This is a genomic window from Klebsiella sp. PL-2018, assembly GCF_019048985.1.
GTDB classification, from domain to species: Bacteria; Pseudomonadota; Gammaproteobacteria; order Enterobacterales; family Enterobacteriaceae; genus Klebsiella; species Klebsiella michiganensis.
Map to the genome: position 1 here is coordinate 1,708,491 of NZ_CP077673.1, position 23,348 is coordinate 1,731,838.

A 23,348-nucleotide genomic window follows, 5' to 3' on the forward strand; every position below is an offset into this window, starting at 1 on the left:
ATGAGCATGGTTGCCTGCGTTAATGCCAAACCTTTGACTATCGGTATGTCGTTCCAGGAATTGAATAACGAATATTTCGTCACCATGAAAGAGTCGCTTGAGCAGTCGGCAAAAGATATTAACGCCACCGTCTATACAGCGGATGCGGCGCATGATGTTTCCAAGCAGATTAGCGACGTTGAGGATATGCTGCAAAAGAAAATAGATATTTTGCTGATTAACCCGGCTGATAGCGTCGGTGCGGAAACCGCCGTGCTGGCCGCTAAAAAAGCCGGCGTGGTGGTGGTGGCGATAGATGCTCAGGCTAATGGCCCGATAGATTCTTTTGTCGGCTCAAAAAACTATGATGCGGGCTTTATTGCCGGAGAACACTTAGCCAAAGCGCTGGGTGATAAAGGCAACGTAGCGATTCTCGACGGGATTCCGGTGGTACCTATTCTGGAGCGCGTGCGCGGCTTTGAAGATGCGATGAAAAAGCATCCCAATATTAAAGTGATTACCAAACTGAATGGTAAACAAGAGCGCGATACCTCCATGAGCGTGACGGAAAATATGCTGCAATCCAACCCGACGCTCAACGGTATTTTTAGCGTGAATGATGTTGGCTCACTCGGCGCTCTGGCGGCGATTCAGGCATCAGGGCGCGATGTGAAGCTGGTGAGCGTTGATGGCTCTCCGGAAGCGGTCGCTGAAATTGCTAAAGGTAATACGCCGTTTATTGCCACCGCCGCTCAGTTCCCGCGCGATCAGCTGCGTATTGGTTTAGGTATTGCCCTGGCCAAACATTGGGGGGCGAATATTCCTAAAGAGATCCCTGTTGATGTGAAGCTTATCGATAAAACCAACGCCAAAGATTTCCACTGGTAATCGCATTATTACGCTACAGCGGCTCTCGCTTATTCAGGTGAGCCGTGCCGGATTCTTATTAAAGTATGGCTCGCTATTTTATCGAGCCATTATGGAGCGATGTTTATGCCCAGCTTACTGGAAGTCAAAAACGTCAGTAAAAGCTTCCCCGGGGTCAAGGCGCTGGATAATGTCAATATCACCCTTGGCCGAGGGGAGGTGCATGCTTTATTAGGTGAAAACGGCGCGGGTAAATCGACGTTAATGAAAATCCTTTGCGGGATATATCAACCTGACGCCGGTAATATTTTTATTGACGGTAAGCAGCAGCATTTTCATAACTATCGTGACGCGATTGCCTGCGGCGTAGGGATTATCTTTCAGGAGTTTTCTCTTATTCCCTATCTGAACGCTTATGAGAATATTTTCCTTAATCGCGAAAAGGTAAATCGTTTTGGCCTGCTAGATCGTAAAGCGATGCGCCGCGAGGCGTTACGCATTTTTAAAGATCTTGGCGTGACCCTCGATCCCGATGAGCAAATTTGCCATCTCAGCGTCGCCGAACAGCAGTTTGTGGAAATTGCCAAAGCGCTGTCGCTGGATGCGCGAATTCTCATTCTGGATGAACCCACCGCGACCTTAACCCCGAGCGAGGCGGAGCATCTTTTCCGCGTGATGCGCGATTTAAAGGCCAAAGGCGTCGGGATGTTCTTTATCTCACACCATCTTGAGGAGATATATGAGATCTGCGACAGCCTGAGCATTCTCCGCGACGGCAAATATATCGGGTCGGCAAAGGTCGACAATATCGATATCGCCGAGATGATCCAGATGATGGTCGGCCGTGAGGTGGAGAATATCTATCCCGAGCGGCGGACGCTGGCGCATGATGAGATACTGCTGGAGGCCGAAATTCAGCTTACCGAGAGTAGCCAGCTCAATCGACTGACGCTGTGCAAAGGGGAGATCCTGGGCCTCGCCGGGCTGGTGGGGTCGGGGCGTTCCGAAGCGATCCTGGCCCTGACCGGCGCGGATAAATGCTTCAAAAAGCGCGTCCGCCTGGCCGGAAAAGAGGTGACGATAAAATCCACCGACCGGGCTCTGCGTTTGGGCATTGGTCTGTTGCCGGAAAGCCGCAAAACGCAGGGACTGGTGCTGCCTTTTTCGGTCAAAGATAATATCTGGCTTAACAAACACGCCTGCCAGTTCTCGCTTATCCGCGATAACGAAGAGCGCCTGACCGCCGAGCGTTTAATTAATCACGTTGGCGTGAAAACGCCGGATGCCGGGACCGCGGTGGGGACGTTGAGCGGCGGTAACCAGCAGAAAGTCGTTATTTCCCGTTGGTTGAATCATGATGTCAATATTCTTATTTTTGACGAACCGACTCGCGGTATTGATGTCGGAGCGAAATCAGAAATCTATCAGATTATGCGCGACCTCACCGCCCAGGGTATTTCAATAATTATGATTTCATCTGAGCTACCAGAGGTGATTGGCGTTAGCGACCGGGTAATGGTTTTTCGCGACGGTAATATCGTTGCCGAACTCGAGAACGACCAAATCAATTCCACTGTGATTATGCTGCACGCTGCCGGTAATATTATTTAGGGAGTATTAAATGAGTAATGAAAACGTGTCATTAGCGCCCGCCGCATCTCCTGATAAAAATAAAAAGATGCTCCATGGTTTATTAAAAATGCCCGCGTTCCTGCCGTTTGTTGGTCTGGTACTCCTGTTCTCCTGTATGGCTATTTTTAATGACTACTTTTTAACGGTCGATAACTTATCGACCGTCGCCCGTCAGGTCTCGATTAATGCCATCATTGCCATCGGGATGACCTTTGCCATCCTGACCGGCGGGATCGACCTCTCCGTCGGCGCGGTCATGGCCCTGGCCGGTACCCTGATGGCGGGATTAATGAAGTACTATGGTTTAGATCCGTGGTTAGCCATTCTTATCGGTCTGTGCTCCGGCGTCGCCTTTGGCGCGCTGAACGGCTTTTTAACCGCCTACGGTAAAATGCCGCCGATTATCGTGACCCTCGGGGCAATGATTATTGCGAAGGGGTTGGCGCTGATCTATACCGGCGGCTACCCCATCTCCGGCTTACCGGATTCATTCGCTTTTTGGGGCCGTGAATATCTGTTCGGTATTCAGGTGCCTATTATTCTGATGGTGGTTTTATATCTCATCTTTTATATCGTCCTGAATCATATGCCGTTTGGTCGCTATGTTTATTCCCTCGGCGGCAATGAAGAAGCGGCGCGCCTGAGCGGTCTGCGGGTGAAATATTATAAATTGCTGGTTTACGTGATCAGCGGTTTTACCGCCAGTTTTGCCGGTCTTATTTTCACCTCGCGGGTGATGAGCGGCCAGCCGAATGCCGGCGTCGGATTTGAACTGGATGCCATTGCCGCCGTGGTGCTCGGCGGGGCATCCATTGCCGGCGGCCGCGGAATGATTATCGGCACCCTGATTGGCGCCATGATGCTCGGCGTACTGAATAATGGTTTAAACCTTCTGGGGATCTCACCTTACGTTCAGTACGTGGTGAAAGGGCTTTTTATTTGGGGCGCCACCTTTATTAGCTCAGCCAGACGTTAACTTATTTTAAATATGAGGCGAAGGGATATGAATTTTATCGGGGTTGATATCGGTGGTACGGTCACCAAAGCCGGTATATATAATGAGTTAGGGCAAGAGATTCACGTGGCGTCGCAATATGCGCAGGTATTATCCGAACAGCCGGGCTTTACCGAGCGGAACATGCATGAGCTATGGGACACCGTTTGCAGCGTGATAAAAAAAGCGCTGTATGAAAGCCAGGTGCCGCCGCTAAGCATCGGCGGGATCGGTTTCTCCTCGCACGGCAAAGGGCTCTACGCGATTGACAAAAAAGGCGAGCCGGTGCGCAACGGGATTATCTCATCCGATACCCGGGCGCTGGCGTTTGTCAAAAAATGGTATCGCGAAGGTATAGACAAGCTGGCATACCCAAAAGGATTGCAGCAGCTGTGGACCGGACATCCGGTGTCGCTACTGGCGTGGCTGAAAGCGCATGAGCCGGCCAATTACGACAGGATCGACGCCGTTTTAATGGTGCACGACTACGTTCGTTTCCGCCTGACCGGCGAGGCGACGGCGGAGATCACCAATATTTCCGGCAGCAATTTTTATAACCAGTTTACCTCCCGCTATGACCGCGACATGATGGCGCTGTTTGGCATTGAGGAAGTGGCGGATAAAACCGCGCCGGTGGTGAACTCGACGGACTGCGTGGGCCACATTACCCTGCAGGCCTCGCTGGATTGCGGTTTGTGCCCGGGGACGCCGGTTTTCGGCGGCTTTTTCGACGTGGTAGCCTCCGCCGTCTCCTCGGGGATTGACCGGGCGGATACCCTGAGCGCGGTGGCCGGCACCTGGAGTATCGCCACCTCGGTGACGGATAGCATTATTGCCAGCGACTTTCCCTACATCTGGGGGAAATACTGCATTCCGGGCAAATACTTCGTTCACGAGGGCAGCCCCACTTCGGCGAGCAATCTCTCCTGGTTTGTGAAGCAGTTTTTCCCTGACGATGACCGCTGCTACGACCATTTCGAAAGCTGGATTGCGCAAGATACCGACAGTAACCTCATTTTTTTACCCTATTTGTTCGGTTCCAATCTGGCGATGGATCTGCCCGGCGCGCTAGTGGGCCTCGCGGGGCATCATACGAAAAAGGATATTATTGCGGCCATCTATCGCGGCATCGTTTTTTCTCACCTGGTGCATCAGGACCGCATTATTGAACTCAATCGGGATATTCAAAAAATTCGCTTTACCGGCGGGCCGAGCCAGTCGAGAGGCTGGACGCAGATGTACGCCGATGCGGCCAATCTTCCGCTGGAAGTGGTGGATATCGAACAGGCCGGCTGTCGAGCCGCCGCGCTGTGCGCCGCGGCCGGCAGCGGCGCCTACGCTAACTTCAGCGAAGCGATTGCCGCCACGCAGCCCGAGGTGGTCTGCTATCAACCCGACAGCAATCGGCATCAGCAGCTGCGTGAAGGCTACGCCCGTTACTTAGCGGTCGCGCAAAGCCTCTCCAGGGCGACGGGAGCGGCGCAATGAAACCCAGACTTGGCATCTACGAAAAAGCGCTCCCCGCGGCGCTGGACTGGCCGAAACGCTTTGAAATGGCGGCGGGCCTGGCGTTTGATTTTATTGAAATCTCCGTTGACGAAAGCCCCGAGCGCCAGGCCAGGCTGCGCTGGAACCGGGGGCAGCGGCTGGCGTTCGTGGCCGACAAAATTAACAGCGGCATTGATGTGCCGAGCATGTGCCTCTCCGCGCACCGCAGCCATCCTTTTGGTAGCGTCAATCGCGATACCCGGCTTAAGGCGCGGGAACTGATGCTTGATGCGCTGGATTTTGCCAGCCACGTCGGCATTCGCAACATCCAGCTGGCAGGCTATGACGTCTATTACGAATCCTCTTCGGCGCAGACCCGGGAATACTTTATCGAGGGCATCAACTGGGCGGTGGCTGAAGCGGCGAAAGCGCAGGTGATGCTGTCGATGGAGATTATGGATACCGCCTTTATGAGCAATATCTCCCGCTGGCTGGATCTCGAACGGAAGGTTTGCAGCCCGTGGTTTTGCGTCTACCCGGACGTTGGCAACTTAAGCGCCTGGCAAAACGATGTTCCCGAAGAGTTGAGGAAGGGCATTCATAAAATCACCGCCATTCATTTGAAGGATACCCAGCCCGTTTCGCACGCTTCGCTGGGGCAGTTCCGCGATGTGCCATTCGGGACCGGCTGCGTCGATTTTACCGAGATATTTCGTACGCTCTCGGCGCTGAACTATCGCGGCGCCTGGCTGATTGAGATGTGGGCCAAAAATGACGGGCGGGACAGCGAGAGAATCGCCGACGCTAAAGCGTGGCTAACGGATAAATACCAGCAGGCGTTTCTCCCGCCTCAGTATGAAGGCATTGTGAATTCAGGAGTGAAGTATGTTGGATAACCTCAAGCAGGCGGTTCTTGACGCCAATCTGGCGCTGCCGAAATTTCATCTTGTGACCTTTACCTGGGGCAACGTCAGCGGTATCGATCGCGAGGCCGGGCTGGTGGTAATCAAACCCTCCGGCGTGGAATACGCCGTGATGACGGCCGAGGATATGGTGGTGGTGGAGCTGGCGACCGGCAGGGTGGTGGAGGGGCGCTATAAGCCCTCGTCGGATACGCCGACCCATCTGGAGCTGTATAAGGCGTTTAGCGGCGTGGGCGGAATTGTGCATACCCATTCGCGCCACGCGACGATTTGGGCGCAGTCGGGCAGGCCGCTGCTGGCGATGGGCACCACCCACGCCGACTATTTTTATGGGCCGATCCCCTGTACCCGCCCGCTCAGCGATGATGAAATCCGCGGTGATTATGAAACCAATACCGGTCACGTGATTATTGAAACGCTGGGCGCGCAGCATACCGATCCGCTCAGCGTGCCCGCCGCGCTGGTCCACGGCCACGGCCCGTTTGCATGGGGAAAAGATCCGGCGAACGCGGTGCATAATGCGGTGGTGCTGGAGGAGATTGCCTATATGAATATGTGGACCCGTCAGCTGAGCATTGACGAACAGCCGGTCTCTGCGACGCTGCTGGATAAACACTATTTGCGTAAACACGGGGCAGGGGCCTACTACGGACAATAATCGCCTGCCTTCCCCGGATTGCGGCGTAAACGCCTTATCCGGGCTACCGGCCCGCAGTCGACGGTGAACACGTAGCCCGGTCATACCGCAGCGCCACCGGGATGAAACAGCGTTGATTTATGAGGCCCGGCACATTTCCCGGAGGCGGCGCTTGACGCGCCTGTCCGGGCTACCGCCTGGCAGACGACGGCGGAACTGTAGCCCGGCTAAGCGAAGCGCGAGCCGGGGACAACGGCTAGGGCATAAACCGATAGCCGATCCCCGTTTCGGTCAGCAAATGCTGCGGACGCGCCGGATCGGCCTCCAGCTTTTGCCGCAGGTGCCCCATATAAATGCGCAGATAGTGGCTGTGCTCCACCGCATTCGGCCCCCAAACCTGATTGAGCAGCTGCCGCTGGGTCAGCACCTTGCCGGGATTATTGAGCAGTACCGCCAGCAGGCGAAATTCAATCGGCGTGAGGTGGATCTCCTGATCGCCGCGTACGATGCGGCGGGCGGGGATATCAACGTCAATATCGGCAAAACGCACCCGCGGTTCGTCGGCCTGGGCGCCGGCATGGCGGCGCATCGCCACCCTCAGCCGCGCCTGCAGCTCGCCAATACCAAAGGGTTTACTGAGATAGTCATCGGCACCGGCGTCAAGCGCGGCGATTTTGTCCTGCTCCTCGGTGCGCGCCGACAGCACGATAATCGGCATTTGGCTCCACTGGCGAACCTCGCGAATAAACGCGTTGCCGTCACCATCGGGTAGTCCAAGATCGAGAATGGTTAAATCCGGCTTGCGGGTCGCGGCTTCGATCAGCCCGCGCTGCAGGGTCTCCGCTTCAAATACGCGCATGCCGTCGGCTTCCAGCGCGGTGCGCAGAAAGCGGCGGATAGCATTTTCGTCTTCAACGATCAGAACGTTAATCACATTTCCTCGGCTAACTCTTCCAGTTCAGGGGGCGTTTCCCTCGGCAGTGTAACACGGAAGCAGGCGCCGCCCTGCGGGCGCGTCGCGGCGCTAATGGTCCCGCCGTGCACCTCAACGATCGCCTGGCAAATGGCCAGCCCCAGCCCGACGCCGGGGATCGCCGACTCTTTATTGCCGCGAGCGAATTTATCAAAGATAGCCTGTTCTTGCCCGGCGGGAATACCCGGTCCGTTATCCCATACCTCAAGCACTAAAGTGTGCGGATCGACGTCCGCGGTAATGCCGATTTGCGCCTGTACTCCCGCGTATTTCACCGCATTTTCCAGAAGATTAATCAGTACCCGCTCAAAAAGCGGACCGTCGACGTGAACCAGCAGCAGCGGGTCCGGCAGCGCAAGCTGAATATGCCGCCCGCCGAGCCCCGGCTCCAGCATACGCAGCGCGCTGCCGACGACCTCTTCCAGGGTTAGCCACTCTTTATGCAAATTAAAGCCGCCGGACTGGATCCGCGCCATATCCAGCAGATTATTCACCAGGCGGGTGGTATTGAGCACGTGCTGGCGTATCTCGTTGGCCTGCGGCGCGTGCTTCGATCCTTCGCTGGCGAGATCGAGCGTCAGGATCTCCGCCTGGCCAAACAGCACCGTAAGCGGAGTCCGTAGATCGTGGGACAGCGCCGCCAGCAGCGAGTTGCGCAGGCTTTCCCGTTCGCTGTTCAGCCGGGCCTGCTCTTCGCTGGCGGTGAGCGCCAGCCGTTCCAGCGCGCTGGCGACCAGCAGGGTGAAGGTTTCCAGCAGGCGCTGCTGTTCGGGGATCATCAGCTGGCGCAGGTTGGCCGGCTCCACCACCAGCAGCCCCCAGGTGCGGGCGGCGCTTTTCAGCGGCAGGATCTGGTAGGGCACTCCGGGAAGCGTATCGGTGCCCGCACCGGCGGGTTGGCCTTTATCAAAGCTCCAGCGGGCAATCGCGTCATCCCAGGTGATTGCCGCCGCGGGCTGCGTCAGCGGCGTGAGTCTTAATGTTTCATCGGGCAGCAGCAGCTGGCTGCGCGCCTGAAACGTTGAGGCGATAAACCGCTCGCTGGTGGCGGCGATATCTTCACGGCTGCGGCCCACCGCCAGCGCTTTTGACATTTCGTACAGATGCCGGGTGCGCTGTTCGCGGTAGCGCGCCACCCGCGCCTGGTAGCGTACGCCGGCGGTGAGGTTGCCGATAAGCAGCCCGACGGTTAGCATCACGCCAAAGGTCAGCAGATACTGCACGTCAGAAACCGCCAGCGTGCCGCGCGGCGCGACAAAAAACAGGTCGAAGCTGACCACGTTAATCACCGTCGCCAGTACCGATGGCCAGCGGCCGTACAGGAGGGCGATAATTACCACGCCGAGCAGGTACAGCATCACCAGGTTGGCGGCCTCAAAGGCCATCAGCCACTGCATGGCGACGACGGTAATAACCGCGCACAGGGCGATGGCGACGACGCACCCCTGGAGCTGCAAACGCCATTTTTCCATCGCCGTCCGGCTATCGCTGGCGCGCGCCGGCAGGGAGGCGGCCTTCTCATCCAGCGCGATCACCACCAGGTCGAGATCCGGCGCGTGACGGGCCAGGCGATCGGCGAAGCCGCTGCGATCCCACCAGCGCCTTTTCTGCTGGCGGCCAATCACTATCTTGCCGAGATTATGTTCGCGGGCGTAGTGGAGAACGGCCTTCTCTTCAGAAGGATCGGCGAGGGTGGCGGTTTCCGCGCCCAGCTCCTGCGCCAGCCTGAGCGCGGCGAGAATCGCCCGCCGTTTCGCCTCCGGCAGGCGGTGCAGAGAGGGGGTTTCAACATACACCGCATGCCAGACGCTCCCCAGCCGGGCCGCCAGCCGGGCGGCGGCGCGGACCAGCTTTTCGCTGCCGGTGTTATGGCCGATGCACAGCAAAATGGCGTCGCGGGTATGCCAGACCTTTTCCTGGCCCTGACGGTCGCGCCAGGCGCGCATCTGCTCATCGACCCGATCGGCGGTACGGCGCAGCGCCAGCTCGCGCAGGGCGATGAGGTTGCCCTTGCGAAAGAAGTTCTCGATGGCCCGCTCGGCCTGGCCGCCGATATAGACTTTTCCCTCATTGAGCCGCTGACGCAGATCGTCGGGGGGCAGGTCCACCAGCACCACATCGTCGGCGGCGTCGAAAAACGGATCCGGGACGGTTTCGCGAACCTGCACGCCGGTGATGCCGCTGACGACATCGTTCAGGCTCTCGAGGTGCTGGACGTTAACGGTGGTAAATACGTCAATGCCGGCTTCCAGCAGCTCTTCGACGTCCTGCCAGCGTTTAGGATGACGCGAGCCGGGCGCGTTGCTGTGCGCCAGCTCATCGACCAGAATCAGCGCCGGGCGACGGGCCAGCGCGCCGTCAAGGTCAAACTCCTTTACGTAGCGCCCGCGGTGGGAAAGGCGGCGCTGGGGCAGGGTACTGAGCCCCTCAAGCATTGCGGCCGTCTCTTTGCGTCCGTGGGTTTCCGCCACGCCAATCAGAATATCCAGACCCTGGGCGCGCAGCCGCTGCGCTTCCGCCAGCATCGCCCAGGTTTTACCGACCCCGGCGCAGGCGCCAAAAAATATCTTTAGCTTACCGCGATGCGGGGCGGCGGCGTGTTGCAGCAGGCGGTCAGGGTCCGGACGCAGCGGCTCGTCACTCATTTTTACTTATCCTTCAGGGCATCCAGCGACATATTCAGCTGCAGTATATTTACCACAGGTTGGCCGAGAAAACTGAGCAACGGTTTTTGCGTTGCCTCGTTCACCAACTGCGTGACCTGCTCCACGCTAAGCTGGCGCGCTTTGGCGACGCGCGGCGCCTGCCACAGAGCGGCGGCAGGCGTCAGACTGTAATCCAGTCCGCTCGCCGAGGCGGTCACCAGCTCCACCGGAACCGTTGCGCTGGCGTCCGGATTGGCGGCGCGCAGGGTCTGCACCCGTTCGCTGATGGCTTTGTCCAGCGCCGGATTGCTGGCGGCGAGGTTGCTGCCGCCGGACGCCAGCGGGTTATCCGGCATCTCCGCCGTCGCGGAAGGACGGCCCTGGAAGTAGCCCGGCGCGGTAAAGTTCTGCCCGATAAGGCGGGAACCGCGCACTTCGCCGTCAATCCGCACCAGCGAGCCGTTGGCCTGCTGCGGGAACCACCACTGTCCCAGCGCGGTGGTTAACAGCGGATAGACGCCGCCGGTGAGCAGCGTTAACAGAATAAACAGCACAACAGCAGGACGAATGAATGACATGGTTTTTTCCTCACAGCAGCCCGGTCAGGGTCAATAACAGGTCGATCGCTTTGATACCGATAAAGGGCACCAGCAGTCCGCCCAGGCCGTAGACCCAAAGGTTGCGGCGCAGCATCGCCGAGGCCGTCAGCGGCTTATAGCTCACGCCCTTCAGCGCCAGCGGGATCAGGAAGATGATAATCAGCGCATTAAAAATCACCGCGCTCAGGATCGCCGAAGAAGGCGAGTGCAGATGCATCACGTTAAGCATCGCCAGCGGCGGATAGACGGCGGCAAAGGCGGCCGGAATGATGGCGAAATACTTCGCCACGTCGTTGGCGATACTGAAAGTGGTTAACGAACCGCGGGTCATCAGCATCTGTTTACCGATATGTACGACCTCGATCAGTTTGGTGGGGTTAGAGTCGAGATCCACCATATTGCCCGCCTCTTTCGCCGCCTGGGTACCGGAGTTCATCGCAACCGCCACGTCGGCCTGCGCCAGCGCCGGGGCGTCGTTGGTACCGTCGCCGGTCATCGCCACCAGCCGTCCTTCCGCTTGATACTGGCGGATCAACGCCAGCTTGGCCTCCGGCGTCGCTTCGGCGAGAAAGTCGTCCACGCCTGCTTCCGCGGCAATAGCGGCGGCGGTCAGGCGGTTATCGCCGGTGATCATCACCGTCTTAATCCCCATTTTACGCAGCTGGGCAAAACGCTCTTTGATGCCGCCTTTGACGATATCTTTCAGCGAGATAATCCCCAACACGCGTTCGCCTTCGGCGACCACCAGCGGCGTGGCGCCAAGTCGCGCCACGTCTTCAACCTGTTTATCGACGTCGGCCGGGAAGTGGCCGCCGTTGGCCTCAACGTGGCGGCGAATGGCATCCACGGAACCTTTGCGGATCATCCGCTGGTCGATGTTGATGCCGCTCATCCGGGTCTGGGCGGTAAACGGCACGAAGGTGGCATGCAGCGATTGCAGATCGCGCTCGCGCAGATTAAAGCGCTGTTTTGCCAGCACCACGATGCTGCGGCCTTCCGGCGTTTCGTCGGCCAGCGACGACAGCTGGGCGGCATCGGCAAGGGTTTTCTCTTCCACGCCCTGCGCAGGCAGGAATGCCGAAGCCTGGCGGTTGCCGAGGGTAATGGTGCCGGTTTTGTCCAGCAGCAGGACGTCGACGTCGCCCGCCGCTTCAACCGCGCGGCCGCTGGTGGCAATCACGTTCGCGCCGAGCATGCGGCTCATCCCGGCGACGCCGATGGCCGACAGCAGGCCGCCGATAGTGGTGGGGATCAGGCACACCAGCAGCGCCACCAGCACCGTGACGCTGACCGCGTTACCGCTCCAGGCGGAGAAAGGCCAGATGGTGGCGGTGGCCAGCAGGAACACCAGGGTCAGGGCGATAAGCAGGATAGTCAGCGCGATTTCGTTCGGCGTCTTGCGGCGCTGGGCGCCTTCAACCATGGCGATCATCCGGTCAAGGAAGGTTTCGCCGGGGTTGACGCTGCAGCGGATCACCAGCCAGTCGGAGAGAATACGCGTCCCGCCGGTCACCGAGGCGAAGTCGCCGCCGGACTCGCGGATAACCGGCGCGGATTCACCTGTAATGGCGCTCTCATCCACCGACGCGCCGCCTTCGATAACTTCGCCATCGCAGGGAATGATATCCCCCGCTTCGACCAGCACCACGTCGCCTTTACGCAGCTCTTCGGCGGGGACGTGGTCAATTTGCGCATCGTGCTGCGGCGCGCGCAGCTTACGGGCAAAGGCGGTCTTTTTGACCCCTTTGAGGCTGTTAGCCTGCGCTTTACTGCGGCCTTCCGCCATCGCTTCGGCGAAGTTGGCGAACAGGACGGTGAACCACAGCCAGAGACTAACGGCGGCGGTAAATCCGGCGCTGCCGGCGATCTGCCCGCTTGCCATGGCAAGAGCCAGCAGGGTGGTGAGCAGACTGCCAATCCAGACGATAAACATCACCGGGTTACGCCACTGTACGGCAGGGCTCAGTTTTTTCACGGCGTCCAGCAGGGCCTGACGCACCAGCGTCGGCTCCAGCAGGGCTAATGATTTGCGACTCATAACAGGTTGCTCCGCAATCGCTTAAAGTAAGGAAAAGTGTTCCGCCAGCGGGCCGAGCGCCAGCGCGGGAATAAAGGTCAGGGCGCCAACCAACAGCACGGTGCCGATCAGCAGGCCGATAAACAGCGCGTCATGGGTGGCTAGCGTGCCGCTGCCGGCGGGCTGAATTTTCTTCGTTACCAGCGAACCGGCAATCGCCATCACCGGGATAATGACCGCGAAGCGGCCAACCAGCATGCAGAACGCCAGCAGCAGGTTCCAGAACGGCGTCGCCGCGCTGAGGCCGCCAAAGGCGCTGCCGTTGTTGTTGGCCGCCGAGGTGACGGCGTACAGCACTTCGCTGAAGCCGTGCGGCCCGGGGTTGAACATGCCCGCGCGACCGGCTTCGGTCATCATCGCCAGCGCCGTGCCGAGGAGCACCAGCGTCGGGGTCACGAGGATCGCCAGCGCAATCATTTTCATTTCGCGGACGTCAATTTTCTTCCCGAGGTACTCCGGGGTGCGGCCAATCATCAGCCCGGCGATAAATACCGCCAGCATCACGAACAGCAGCATGCCGTACAGACCCGAGCCGACGCCGCCGAAGACCACTTCGCCTATCTGCATCAGCCACATGGGGACCATTCCGCCCAGCGCGGTAAAGGAGTCGTGCATGGCGTTGACCGCCCCGCAGGACGCGGCGGTGGTGACCACGGCAAACAGGCTGCTGGCGAGAATACCGAACCGGCTCTCTTTGCCTTCCATATTGATACTGCTGTCGGCGCCAAGGCTCAGCAGATGCGGGTTACCGCGGGTTTCCGCCCACATCACTACCGCCACGCAGACGATGAAGATGAGCGTCATCGCCCATAGAATGGCCCGTCCCTGACGGCGATCGCCCACCACCTCGCCGAAAGCGAAGCACAGCGCCGCCGGGATGAGAAAGATCGCCAGCATCTGCACCAGGTTGGTCAGCGCGGTCGGGTTTTCAAACGGATGCGCTGAGTTGGCGTTAAAGAAGCCGCCGCCGTTAGTACCCAGCATTTTGATCGCCTCCTGTGAAGCCACCGGCCCCATCGGCAGCATCTGGCGTACCCCTTCAAGCGAGGTAAAGCCCTGATTCGGGGAAAAACTCTGTGGCACGCCCTGCTGAATAAAGAACAGCGCGATGAGCAGCGAAATGGGCAGCAGCAGCCAGAGGGTGATGCGGGTCAGATCGACCCAGGCGTTGCCAAGGGTGCTGACTTTTTGCCGGGAGTAAGCGCGGGTAAGGGCAAAGATCACCGCGATGCCGGTGGCGGCGGAGAGGAAGTTTTGCACCGCCAGCCCGGCCATCTGGCTAAGGCTACTCATGGTGGTTTCACCGGCATAGGCCTGCCAGTTGGTGTTGCTGACAAAGCTCACCGCCGTATTCAGCGCCAGGTCCCACGACAGGCCTGGCAGGTGCTGCGGATTGAGCGGCAGCGAGCCCTGGAACATCAGCAGCGTGAACAGGACCAGCAGACCCAGCGCGTTAAACAGCAGAATAGCGAATAAATATTGATACCAGTTCATCTCCTGCGAACGAATGCCCGCCGCCCGCCATAAACCGCGTTCGATACCGGCCAGGCCCGGTAGCGGGGCATCATTGATCATCGTCGCCAGCGCCGTGCCCAGCGGACGAGCCAGGATCAACAGCAGCAGAATAAAGCTCGCGATGAGTAAAAATCCTTGAGCGGCCATCAGAATGCCTCCGCGTGTATCAGGGCATAAACCAGATAAACCAGCAACAGGAACACCAGCGCTACGCCAGCGATTACGCCTGCACTCACAATCCACCTCCGGATGTCTTTTTGATTTACGAGGAGAATAGGCAGTCGGGCGCAAAGATTTCGCAAAAATCAGCGGCGGGGGTGTAAAAAAAATATAAAAATCGCCAAGACCACAATTTAACTAATGGTTAGTATTAATTTAACTTTTTTGTAACCAAGTTACCGGGTGAATGTAAATAAAGGCTAAATACGTGCTTTTTAGTGGTCGGATGAGTAGTAAAATTACAGCCAAAGCGGTACTATTTTAAGCAGAGAAACAGATTAACTTTACCGGCTTTGCTTGCCGGCCTGACAAAGGGGAGAGAAATTATGGCGTTGTACAAAACTTATCCTGCTCATATCATCTTTGCGCGTCGCGCTTTCGCCGTGGCGGCTGGCGTGCTGGCGCTGCCGGTAATGCTGTTCTGGAAAGATCGCGCCCGTTTTTACAGCTGGCTGCACCGCGTGTGGGCGAAAACCAGCGAACAGCCGGTATGGCTGGCGCAGGCTGAAAAAGTCTCCGCAGATTTTTATTAATAACGGTTTATGGCTCAGCGGGCGCGCGCTGCGGAAACGGGCTAATGGATTGATATCCTGGCTTATTTACCCTGTCTTCCCCGGCACAGCGTGCCAACAGATTGCCTTATCATCATGCCGCCGGTTTACCCGGCGGTTTTTTTTGCCATGAGTGGCTTACACTTATTCACTCCCCGAAGGTTAAGCCTGCGGGAGGGTTAAATATAAGTCGAACTTATCAATTTTCATGATGAAAGGAATGCTATGGCCACCCATCTGGTCTGGTTTCGCGCGGATTTGCGCATCCACGATAACCTGGCGCTCGCCGCCGCCTGCCGCGATCCCGATGCCGAGGTGCTGGGATTATTTATCGCCACGCCTGGGCAATGGCGCCAGCACGGTATGGCGCCGCGCCAGGCGGCGTTTATGGTCAGCCACCTTCATAGCCTGCAAGCGGCGCTGGCCGAAAAGGGGATCCCGCTGCAGATTGAACATGCCGCAGATTTCACCGCCAGCGTGGCGCTGCTCGCCAGCATTTGCCGGCAGCGGCAGGTGACCCATCTGTTTTACAACTACCAGTACGAAATCAATGAACGCCAGCGCGATGCGGCGGTGGAGAAAACCTTAGCAGAGGTGACCTGTCAGGGCTTTGATGACAGCGTTCTGCTGCCGCCGGGCAGCGTACTGACCGGCAGTCGTGAAATGTATAAGGTCTTCACGCCGTTTAAAAATGCCTTTATTCGCCGTTTGCAGGAAGCGCTGCCGGAGTGCGTCGCCGCGCCGCAAGTCCGCGCGGGCGGGCCCATCGCTGCGGCGTCTGAAGTGAAAATAGATTATCCGCAGACGCCATTTGATAGCGAGCTGTTCGCCGCGGATGAAAAAAGCGCCATCGCCCGGCTTCGCCGCTTCTGCCAGCAAAAGGCCGCCGACTATGAGCAGCAGCGCGATCTTCCCGCCATCGAGGGGACCAGCCGACTGTCGCCGTGCCTGGCGGTGGGCGCGCTCTCACCGCGCCAGTGCCTGCACCGTTTGCGGGTGGAGCAGCCGCGGGCGCTGGATGGCGAAGCCGGATCGGTATGGCTCAACGAGCTTATCTGGCGCGAGTTTTATCGTCACCTGATGGTTTACTACCCAAACTTGTGTAAGGGGCGGCCTTTTATCGACTGGACCGATAACGTGGCGTGGCTGGATGATAAATCCGCGCTTCAGGCCTGGCAGCGCGGGCAAACCGGCTTCCCGATTGTCGACGCCGCGATGCGTCAGCTTAATGCGACCGGCTGGATGCATAACCGCCTGCGGATGATTGTCGCCAGTTTCCTGGTGAAAGACCTGCGCATCGACTGGCGGCTGGGCGAGCGCTACTTTATCGAACAGCTTATTGATGGCGATCTGGCGGCGAATAACGGCGGCTGGCAGTGGGCGGCATCCACGGGTACCGATGCCGCGCCCTATTTTCGTATTTTTAATCCGACGACCCAGGGAGAGCGCTTCGACAAAGCGGGGCAGTTTATTCGTCAATGGCTGCCGGAGCTGGCCGGGGTACCTGAAAAAGCGGTGCATCAACCGTGGCTGTGGGCGGAGAAACAGGGCGTAACGCTGGATTATCCGCGCCCGATTGTTGACCACAAGCAGGCGCGGCTGGCGACGCTGGCGGCCTGGGAAGCCGCCAGAGGGCTTAAGACTCCATCGCCAGGCGACGAGTCCGGATCTTAACGGCGTGATACAGCCAGATAGCCAGCACCAGGCCGACGCAGGCCAGCGCGCCCCAGGTTATCTGGCTGAACACCTCAATGTAGGCGTTGATCGAGTAGTTGACGGCCCCGGCGGCGTCGAACGACCCCTGCGAGGTTTGATCGGCAATCACGCCTGCCAGATAGTTAGCGATAGCGCCGGAGAGCAGCATATAAATACCGGTCAGCACCCCGGTCACGCCGGGGATCTCAATACGGGTAATCTGCGACATCGCCACCGGGTCGATAAACAGCTCGGCGAAGCCCATCACCGCCAGGCCCAGCACCATCAGCGGCATTGAAGATTGTCCGTAAGCCGCCGACCAGCGTGCGCTGAGGGTCAGGATACAGAAACCGGCGCTCATCAGGCCGAGGCCCAGCGCGAATTTGCCCCAGATGCGCACGGTACGGTTGCCGTTATTATTCTCCTTCACCAGCCACGCCAGCACCACCCCACAGAGCATCACCGCAAAGGCGTTCACCGACTGGAACATCGCGGTCGGTATCTCATAGCCCATAAAATGACGATTAACAAAACGGTCGATATAGAGGCTGATGGAGCTGCCGCCCTGCTGCGCAAAGGCCCAGAACAGCAGGCTGAAGCAGGTGAGCACCATAATCAGACGCAGCTCTTTACGCTGCCTGGCGGTCTCCGCCCGCAGGTAGATCCGCGTCAGTACCGCCAGGCCGATAACCGTCGCCACAATCAGCGCGTAAACCGACCACTCCTGCCAGAACAGCACGGTGATCAGCAGCGGCGCGGCGATCAGCAGCACCAGCAGCCAGCCCCAGTTTGGTAAGACGAAAGTCCGCGCCCGCAGCGCTTCGCGATTGACGCCCCGGGTGTGGCGGAAATGGTGATTGCCGCTGAGGAAAATCACCAGCCCGGCGATCATGCCGATGGCCGCCAGCGCGAAGCCCATCGCCCAGCTGTACTCCTCCTGCACGTAGCCGCAGGCGATCGGCGCAACGATAGACCCGACGTTGCCCGCCGCGTACATCAGCGAAAAACCGCCGTCGCGGCGCGGGTCGGTGGGTTCATACAGCTCGCCGAGCAGGCAGCTGACGTTGGATTTAAACAGCCCGTAGCCGCAGACAATAATCGCCAGCGACAGATAGAGGAAGGTAGGGGCGATTTCGCTGGCGCCGAGCACCAGATGGCCGATGGCCATCAGCAGCGCGCCGAGCATTACCGCCATGCGGTTGCCCAGCAGCTTATCGGCCAGGAAGCCGCCGAGAATCGGCGTGACGTAGACTAAAGAACAGTAGGCGCTGAACAGCGCATAAGCATGATTATCGTCATACTTGAGCTGATTGGTGAGATAAAGAATCAGCAGCGCGCGCATGCCGTAAAAACTGAAATATTCCCAGATTTGCAGCGCAACGACGTAATAAATCGCCCGCGGCTGTGAGGATTGTGTGTTCATGTAATGCCTTGTCCTGCCGTAAAAAAGAAAGTCGATCTTTCTGCATGAATAGCCATTAACTAGCGATATTCATGGCCTTATGGGCTTTCTGGTTATTTAATATGCTGTAATAGTGCATAAATATACACGAATGCGCGAGCGAGGGAGTAGACAAATTGCGGGATTTCGCGAAAAGTCAAAATGGACGGCGAAGCGGCAGAACTATCGACTGACCGGACGGATACCGTTATGTTATTCCTCTGCATAGAACGATGACCTGGTGGAACGGCAATGAAAAATAGTGAACTGGAACAACTGATTAATGAAAAACTCAATAGCGCGGCCATCAGTGATTACGCCCCCAACGGGCTCCAGGTGGAAGGGCGCGAAACGATACAAAAAGTCGTCACCGGCGTGACCGCCAGCCAGGCGCTGCTGGATGAAGCCGTCCGCCTGGAGGCCGATGCGGTGATCGTCCATCACGGCTACTTCTGGAAAGGCGAATCGCCGGTCATTCGCGGCATGAAGCGCAATCGCCTCAAAACGCTGCTGGCTAACGACATTAACCTCTATGGCTGGCACCTGCCGCTCGACGCTCACCCGGAACTGGGCAATAACGCTCAGCTGGCGTCGCTGCTCGGCATCAATGTGATGGGGGAGATTGAACCGCTGGTACCGTGGGGCGAACTGTCGATGGCGGTATCGGGCCTGGAGCTGGCTTCATGGATTGAAGCGCGGCTGGGTCGCAAACCGCTGTGGTGCGGCGACACCGGGCCGGATAAAGTCGCCCGCGTGGCCTGGTGCACCGGCGGTGGGCAAAGCTTTATCGACAGCGCGGCCCGCTTTGGCGTCGATGCGTTTATTACCGGTGAAGTTTCAGAGCAAACCATACACTCGGCGCGCGAGCAGGGGCTGCATTTCTACGCCGCCGGGCACCATGCCACCGAGCGCGGCGGCATTCGCGCGTTAAGCGAATGGCTGACGGAAAATACCGAACTGGACGTCACGTTTATTGATATCCCGAACCCGGCCTGATGAACGGAGGCAAAAGTGCAGCGAGCGCGTTGTTATTTATTAGGTGAAACGGCAGTCGTACTGGAGCTTGAGCCTCCGGTGACGCTGGAAAGCCAGAAGCGGATCTGGCGGTTAACCCAGCGGCTGGTAGGCCATACCGAGGTGGTGGAAGCCATCCCGGGCATGAACAACATTACCGTGATATTGCGCAACCCGCAGCAGACGGCGTGGGACGCGATTGAGCGCCTGCAGCTCTGGTGGGAGGAGTGCGATACGCTCGAACCGGAATCGCGGGAGGTCTCGGTCCCGGTAGTTTATGGCGGCGAATACGGACCGGATCTGGGAGAAATTGCCCGCCACAGCGGCCTGAGCGAAAAGCAGGTGGTTGAGCTGCATTCGTCGGTGGAGTACGTGGTGTGGTTCCTCGGCTTCCAGCCGGGGTTCCCGTACTTCGGCGGCCTGCCGGAGCAACTGGCGATGCCGCGACGGGCGGAGCCGCGCCTGCTGGTGCCCGCCGGGTCCGTCGGTATTGGCGGGGCGCAAACCGGGATCTATCCGCTGGCGACGCCGGGGGGATGGCAGCTGCTGGGGCGTACGCCGCTGGCGCTGTTTGATCCGAAGCGCAAGGAGCCGGTGCTGCTGCGTTCCGGCGACAGAGTGCGTTTCGTGCCGCAAAAGGAGGGCGTATGTTAAAAATTATCCGCGCCGGAATGTATACCTCGGTGCAGGACGGCGGGCGTGAAGGGCTGCGTCAGCTGGGCATCAGCCGCTGTGGCGCTATGGATAAGCCGGCGCTGGTCACCGCTAATCTGCTGGTGGGTAACGGCGCTAACGCCGCGGCGCTGGAGATAACGCTGGGTCAGGTGGATATTCAGTTTGAACGCAGCGGCTGGTTTGCGCTGACCGGCGCCGCCTGCGAGGCGAAGCTCGATGGCGAGCCGGTATGGGTGGGCTGGCGAACGGCGGTCAAGGCCGGGCAGCATCTGGTGCTCAAGAACCCGCAGCACGGCGTGCGCAGCTACCTGGCGGTGGCGGGGGGGATTGCGGTGCCGAAGGTGCTGGGTTCGCGCAGCACCGATCTGAAAGTGGGGATTGGTGGTCTGGAAGGTCGACGTTTGCAGGACGGAGACCGGCTGAAGCTGGGGAAATCGGATAAGCAGTTCCGCGGGCCGCGCGGCGTGAAGCAGCTCCCCATCGGCAACCGCATCCGCGCGCTGCCCGGGCCCGAGTACCAGGAGTTTGATAGCGTGTCGCAGGACACGTTCTGGCGCTCGCCGTGGCAGCTTAGCCCGCAGAGCAATCGTATGGGCTATCGTCTGCAGGGGCAACCGCTGAAGCGGACGACCGACCGCGAGATGCTTTCGCACGGCCTGCTGCCCGGCGTGGTACAGGTTCCGCATAATGGCCAGCCCATCGTACTGATGAACGACGCGCAGACCACCGGCGGCTATCCGCGGATTGCGACCATTATCGAAGCCGACATGTACCAGCTGGCGCAGATCCCGCTGGGACAGCCGATCCACTTTGTTCCCTGCTCCCTGGAGGAGGCGCTGAAGGCGCGCGCCGACAGACAACGTTATTTTGAACAGCTGGCATGGAGACTGAACGATGAAGATTGATTTAAACGCCGACCTGGGCGAAGGCTGCGCCAACGATAGCGCGCTGCTGCAGCTGGTCTCTTCCGCCAATATCGCCTGCGGTTTCCATGCGGGCGATGCGGTGATGATGCTGCAGTGCGTCCGCGAAGCGCTGAAATATGGCGTCGCGGTGGGCGCGCATCCCAGCTTCCCTGACCGGGAAAATTTTGGCCGTACGGCGATGCAGCTGCCGCCGGAAACGGTTTATGCGCAAACGCTGTATCAGGTCGGCGCGCTGGCGGCGCTGGTGCGCGCGCAGGGCGGCGAGCTGCAGCACGTCAAGCCGCACGGCATGCTCTATAACCAGGCAGCAAAAGATCCGCAGCTTGCTGACGCTATCGCCAAAGCGGTATATGACGTTGACGCGGGTCTGGTGCTGGTAGGCCTGGCGGGCAGCGAGCTGATTCGCGCCGGGCATCGTTATCAGCTGACCACCCGCCAGGAGGTCTTCGCCGACCGCGGCTATCTGGCGGACGGCAGCCTGGTGCCGCGCACCCAGCCCGGCGCGCTGATCGAGAGCGAAGAGCAGTCGCTGGCGCAAACCCTGGAAATGGTGCAGCACAGCCGGGTGCGGAGCATCACCGGCGAATGGGCGCACGTGGTGGCGGAAACCGTCTGCCTGCACGGCGACGGCGAGCACGCGCTGGATTTTGCGCGCCGCTTGCGCGCGGCGTTTGCCGGGCGCAATATACAGGTCAGTGCGGAAGTAGAAGAATAAAAACAATATTATCAAGCAATTAACATTAGACAACAATTCACAACAACATACAGGATGTAACTATGGGAGAGTCATTATCTCTCTGGCCACTGATCGGCATTGCTGCGATCGTGGTCGGATTTGTTCTGCGTTTTAACCCGGTACTGGTGGTTATTGTGTCCGGGATCATCACGGGTCTGACGGCGCATATGCCGATCGCGACCATTCTGGAAAAGCTGGGAGAAGGATTTCTTAATACCCGCAACCTGCCGTTTATTCTTCTGCTGCCGCTGGCGGTGATTGGCCTGCTGGAGCGGCACGGTCTGAAAGAGCGCGCGCAGACGTGGATCGCGAAGATCCGCAGCGCCACCGCCGGTCGTCTGCTTATCGTCTATCTGTTCGTTCGTGAAGTGACCGCGGCGATGGGCCTCACTAGCCTGGGTGGTCATCCGCAGATGGTGCGCCCGCTGCTGGCGCCGATGGCGGAAGGGGCGGCGGAGAAAAACTTCGGCGCCTTGCCCGGCGAGGTGCGCTATCGTCTGCGTGCGATGTCGGCGGCGACCGACAACGTGGGCCTGTTCTTCGGGGAAGATATTTTCGTCGCCTTCGGGGCGATTATCTTTATGCATAACTTTATGCTGGAGTCGGGCGGCATTCAGACCGAGCCGCTGCATATCGCCCTGTGGGGGATCCCAACGGCGGTCTGCGCCTTCCTGATCCACTCCGCCCGCCTGTGGCGCCTCGACCGCCATCTCCAGCGCGAGCTGGACAAGGTTAACGCCGGGCAGGTGAAAGGCGGTGCCGCATGAATTTTCAGCAAACCTGGCTGTACTGGCTGGCGGGCGCGGTTCTGCTGGTGGTGGCGGTGATGTCATGGCGCGATAAGGCCAACCCGCGCAGGCTGACAACCGGCCTGTTCTGGGGGCTCTATGGCCTGGTGTTTCTGTTTGGCGACTGGACCTATGAGCTGGTCGGCGACAAGCGGGCCGTTAATATCGGCGTTGGCGTGGTGGTGGTGGTGCTGGCGCTGATCGCCGGTTTTGGCGGCGTGCGCCTCGGTCGCTATCATCAGCGCTCGCAGGAAGAACGTACCGCCAGCGCCGCGCGTCTTGGCAACCGGCTGTTTTTCCCGGCGATGGCGATCCCGGTAGTGACGGTGATCGGCGTGCTGCTGTTTAATAATCTCCCCTCGCTGCAGGTCGCTATCTTTGGCCCGGGCAATCACGCCACGCTGATCACGCTGTTTTCGATGACCGCGGGCACGCTGCTCGGTCTGGTGATGGCTATCCGCATGACCCATGAAACGGCGGCGCAGCCGTTACAGGAAGCCCGCCGCCTGCTGGATTCGGTGGGCTGGGCGTTTATTTTGCCGCAGATCCTCGCGGTGCTCGGGCTGCTGTTTACCGCCGCCGGCGTTGGCAACAGCATCTCCCTGCTGACGCAGCACTACCTGGCGGTAGACAGCCGGTTTATCGCCGTTGCCGTCTATACCCTGGGAATGGCGCTGCTGACGATGGTGATGGGCAACGCTTTCGCCGCGTTTCCTATCGTGACGGCGGGGGTCGGGATCCCGATTCTGGTGCTGCAGCACGGGGGGAACCCGGCGGTGATGGCGGCCATTGGCATGTTCTCCGGCTACTGCGGTACCCTGATGACGCCCATGGCGGCGAACTTCAATATCGTGCCTGCCGCGCTGCTGGAGCTGCCGGATAAAAACGCGGTCATAAAAGCCCAGGTGCCGACCGGCGTTATGCTGCTTATCGTGAACGTATTTTTGCTCTATTTCCTGATGTTCCTGTAAGGA

21 protein-coding genes are annotated in these 23,348 nt (G+C 59.0%); 14 read left to right on the forward strand and 7 right to left on the reverse strand.

What is annotated here, in order from left to right:
• From MKleb_RS07905 to araD, 6 genes are all read left to right on the forward strand, one after another.
• Window positions 1-867: an ABC transporter substrate-binding protein gene (locus tag MKleb_RS07905; RefSeq protein ID WP_014228426.1), complete on the forward strand. Its 867-nt coding sequence runs from the start codon at window positions 1-3 to the stop codon at window positions 865-867.
• A 105-nt stretch (window positions 868-972) separates the two neighbouring features.
• The gene (locus tag MKleb_RS07910) at window positions 973-2,457 is read left to right on the forward strand and encodes a sugar ABC transporter ATP-binding protein (protein ID WP_025106382.1); all 1,485 of its coding nucleotides are present in this window, start codon (window positions 973-975) and stop codon (window positions 2,455-2,457) included.
• Between the two features lie 67 nt (window positions 2,458-2,524).
• On the forward strand, window positions 2,525-3,454 hold the full coding sequence (locus MKleb_RS07915; protein WP_228740799.1) for an ABC transporter permease: 930 nt from the start codon (window positions 2,525-2,527) through the stop codon (window positions 3,452-3,454).
• A gap of 27 nt (window positions 3,455-3,481) precedes the next feature.
• Window positions 3,482-4,960 (forward strand): FGGY-family carbohydrate kinase, encoded by a 1,479-nt coding sequence (locus MKleb_RS07920; RefSeq protein ID WP_004848873.1) that lies wholly within the window; start codon window positions 3,482-3,484, stop codon window positions 4,958-4,960.
• A complete protein-coding gene (locus MKleb_RS07925) occupies window positions 4,957-5,856 on the forward strand; it encodes an L-ribulose-5-phosphate 3-epimerase (protein WP_025106381.1) in 900 nt (299 codons plus the stop codon). Before MKleb_RS07920 ends, MKleb_RS07925 begins: the two co-directional genes overlap by 4 nt.
• Window positions 5,846-6,541, forward strand: coding sequence for an L-ribulose-5-phosphate 4-epimerase (araD, locus tag MKleb_RS07930; protein ID WP_025106380.1), 696 nt, complete (start codon window positions 5,846-5,848; stop codon window positions 6,539-6,541). The genes MKleb_RS07925 and araD overlap by 11 nt, the downstream gene beginning before the upstream one ends.
• Before the next feature lie 235 nt (window positions 6,542-6,776).
• Here the strand turns inward: araD and kdpE are convergent, their stop codons facing one another.
• The 6 genes from kdpE to kdpF are packed head-to-tail and all read right to left on the reverse strand — an operon-like array spanning window position 6,777 to window position 14,565.
• Complete coding sequence (gene kdpE, locus MKleb_RS07935) at window positions 6,777-7,454, reverse strand: two-component system response regulator KdpE (RefSeq protein WP_025106379.1); 678 nt, start codon at window positions 7,452-7,454, stop codon at window positions 6,777-6,779.
• The gene (gene kdpD / locus MKleb_RS07940; RefSeq protein WP_025106378.1) at window positions 7,451-10,138 is read right to left on the reverse strand and encodes a two-component system sensor histidine kinase KdpD; all 2,688 of its coding nucleotides are present in this window, start codon (window positions 10,136-10,138) and stop codon (window positions 7,451-7,453) included. The genes kdpE and kdpD overlap by 4 nt, the downstream gene beginning before the upstream one ends.
• 2 nt (window positions 10,139-10,140) lie before the next feature.
• Window positions 10,141-10,716, reverse strand: a complete 576-nt coding sequence (kdpC, locus tag MKleb_RS07945; protein ID WP_025106377.1) for a potassium-transporting ATPase subunit KdpC — start codon at window positions 10,714-10,716, stop codon at window positions 10,141-10,143.
• 10 nt (window positions 10,717-10,726) lie between these two features.
• A complete protein-coding gene (gene kdpB, locus MKleb_RS07950; protein WP_004848888.1) occupies window positions 10,727-12,775 on the reverse strand; it encodes a potassium-transporting ATPase subunit KdpB in 2,049 nt (682 codons plus the stop codon).
• 21 nt (window positions 12,776-12,796) lie between these two features.
• Window positions 12,797-14,476: a potassium-transporting ATPase subunit KdpA gene (gene kdpA, locus MKleb_RS07955; RefSeq protein WP_025106376.1), complete on the reverse strand. Its 1,680-nt coding sequence runs from the start codon at window positions 14,474-14,476 to the stop codon at window positions 12,797-12,799.
• The gene (gene kdpF, locus MKleb_RS07960) at window positions 14,476-14,565 is read right to left on the reverse strand and encodes a K(+)-transporting ATPase subunit F (protein WP_009651669.1); all 90 of its coding nucleotides are present in this window, start codon (window positions 14,563-14,565) and stop codon (window positions 14,476-14,478) included. Before kdpF ends, kdpA begins: the two co-directional genes overlap by 1 nt.
• Window positions 14,566-14,874: 309 nt before the next feature.
• On the opposite strand from kdpF, the gene MKleb_RS07965 reads away from it, so the two are divergent.
• The gene (locus MKleb_RS07965) at window positions 14,875-15,081 is read left to right on the forward strand and encodes a DUF2517 family protein (protein ID WP_004848892.1); all 207 of its coding nucleotides are present in this window, start codon (window positions 14,875-14,877) and stop codon (window positions 15,079-15,081) included.
• A 243-nt stretch (window positions 15,082-15,324) separates the two neighbouring features.
• Window positions 15,325-16,773, forward strand: coding sequence for a deoxyribodipyrimidine photo-lyase (gene phrB / locus MKleb_RS07970; RefSeq protein WP_025106375.1), 1,449 nt, complete (start codon window positions 15,325-15,327; stop codon window positions 16,771-16,773).
• Here the strand turns inward: phrB and dtpD are convergent.
• Complete coding sequence (dtpD, locus tag MKleb_RS07975) at window positions 16,736-18,217, reverse strand: dipeptide permease DtpD (RefSeq protein WP_108703617.1); 1,482 nt, start codon at window positions 18,215-18,217, stop codon at window positions 16,736-16,738. The two genes, phrB and dtpD, sit on opposite strands and share 38 nt — an antisense overlap.
• 270 nt (window positions 18,218-18,487) lie before the next feature.
• On the opposite strand from dtpD, the gene MKleb_RS07980 reads away from it, so the two are divergent.
• The 6 genes from MKleb_RS07980 to MKleb_RS08005 all read left to right on the forward strand — a co-directional run bounded on the left by MKleb_RS07980 (window position 18,488) and on the right by MKleb_RS08005 (window position 23,345).
• A complete protein-coding gene (locus MKleb_RS07980; RefSeq protein ID WP_014228436.1) occupies window positions 18,488-19,231 on the forward strand; it encodes a type 2 GTP cyclohydrolase I in 744 nt (247 codons plus the stop codon).
• Between the two features lie 15 nt (window positions 19,232-19,246).
• Window positions 19,247-19,903 (forward strand): 5-oxoprolinase subunit PxpB, encoded by a 657-nt coding sequence (pxpB, locus tag MKleb_RS07985; RefSeq protein WP_025106373.1) that lies wholly within the window; start codon window positions 19,247-19,249, stop codon window positions 19,901-19,903.
• On the forward strand, window positions 19,897-20,829 hold the full coding sequence (pxpC, locus tag MKleb_RS07990) for a 5-oxoprolinase subunit PxpC (RefSeq protein WP_009651642.1): 933 nt from the start codon (window positions 19,897-19,899) through the stop codon (window positions 20,827-20,829). Before pxpB ends, pxpC begins: the two co-directional genes overlap by 7 nt.
• On the forward strand, window positions 20,819-21,565 hold the full coding sequence (gene pxpA / locus MKleb_RS07995) for a 5-oxoprolinase subunit PxpA (RefSeq protein ID WP_025106372.1): 747 nt from the start codon (window positions 20,819-20,821) through the stop codon (window positions 21,563-21,565). The genes pxpC and pxpA overlap by 11 nt, the downstream gene beginning before the upstream one ends.
• A gap of 62 nt (window positions 21,566-21,627) precedes the next feature.
• The gene (locus MKleb_RS08000; protein ID WP_025106371.1) at window positions 21,628-22,353 is read left to right on the forward strand and encodes a DUF969 domain-containing protein; all 726 of its coding nucleotides are present in this window, start codon (window positions 21,628-21,630) and stop codon (window positions 22,351-22,353) included.
• A complete protein-coding gene (locus MKleb_RS08005) occupies window positions 22,350-23,345 on the forward strand; it encodes a DUF979 domain-containing protein (protein WP_217076567.1) in 996 nt (331 codons plus the stop codon). The genes MKleb_RS08000 and MKleb_RS08005 overlap by 4 nt, the downstream gene beginning before the upstream one ends.
• Window positions 23,346-23,348: the final 3 nt, after the last annotated feature.

Bases quoted from the DNA above. Each gene is read 5' to 3' on its own strand.
- MKleb_RS07905 (WP_014228426.1), top strand. From the start codon at position 1: ATGAGCATGGTTGCCTGCGTTAATGCCAAACCTTTGACTATCGGTATG.
- MKleb_RS07910 (WP_025106382.1), top strand. From the start codon at position 973: ATGCCCAGCTTACTGGAAGTCAAAAACGTCAGTAAAAGCTTCCCCGGG.
- MKleb_RS07915 (WP_228740799.1), top strand. From the start codon at position 2,525: ATGCTCCATGGTTTATTAAAAATGCCCGCGTTCCTGCCGTTTGTTGGT.
- MKleb_RS07920 (WP_004848873.1), top strand. From the start codon at position 3,482: ATGAATTTTATCGGGGTTGATATCGGTGGTACGGTCACCAAAGCCGGT.
- MKleb_RS07925 (WP_025106381.1), top strand. From the start codon at position 4,957: ATGAAACCCAGACTTGGCATCTACGAAAAAGCGCTCCCCGCGGCGCTG.
- araD (WP_025106380.1), top strand. From the start codon at position 5,846: ATGTTGGATAACCTCAAGCAGGCGGTTCTTGACGCCAATCTGGCGCTG.
- kdpD (WP_025106378.1), bottom strand. From the start codon at position 10,138: ATGAGTGACGAGCCGCTGCGTCCGGACCCTGACCGCCTGCTGCAACAC.
- kdpC (WP_025106377.1), bottom strand. From the start codon at position 10,716: ATGTCATTCATTCGTCCTGCTGTTGTGCTGTTTATTCTGTTAACGCTG.
- kdpB (WP_004848888.1), bottom strand. From the start codon at position 12,775: ATGAGTCGCAAATCATTAGCCCTGCTGGAGCCGACGCTGGTGCGTCAG.
- kdpA (WP_025106376.1), bottom strand. From the start codon at position 14,476: ATGGCCGCTCAAGGATTTTTACTCATCGCGAGCTTTATTCTGCTGCTG.
- MKleb_RS07965 (WP_004848892.1), top strand. From the start codon at position 14,875: ATGGCGTTGTACAAAACTTATCCTGCTCATATCATCTTTGCGCGTCGC.
- phrB (WP_025106375.1), top strand. From the start codon at position 15,325: ATGGCCACCCATCTGGTCTGGTTTCGCGCGGATTTGCGCATCCACGAT.
- dtpD (WP_108703617.1), bottom strand. From the start codon at position 18,217: ATGAACACACAATCCTCACAGCCGCGGGCGATTTATTACGTCGTTGCG.
- MKleb_RS07980 (WP_014228436.1), top strand. From the start codon at position 18,488: ATGAAAAATAGTGAACTGGAACAACTGATTAATGAAAAACTCAATAGC.
- pxpC (WP_009651642.1), top strand. From the start codon at position 19,897: ATGTTAAAAATTATCCGCGCCGGAATGTATACCTCGGTGCAGGACGGC.
- pxpA (WP_025106372.1), top strand. From the start codon at position 20,819: ATGAAGATTGATTTAAACGCCGACCTGGGCGAAGGCTGCGCCAACGAT.
- MKleb_RS08000 (WP_025106371.1), top strand. From the start codon at position 21,628: ATGGGAGAGTCATTATCTCTCTGGCCACTGATCGGCATTGCTGCGATC.
- MKleb_RS08005 (WP_217076567.1), top strand. From the start codon at position 22,350: ATGAATTTTCAGCAAACCTGGCTGTACTGGCTGGCGGGCGCGGTTCTG.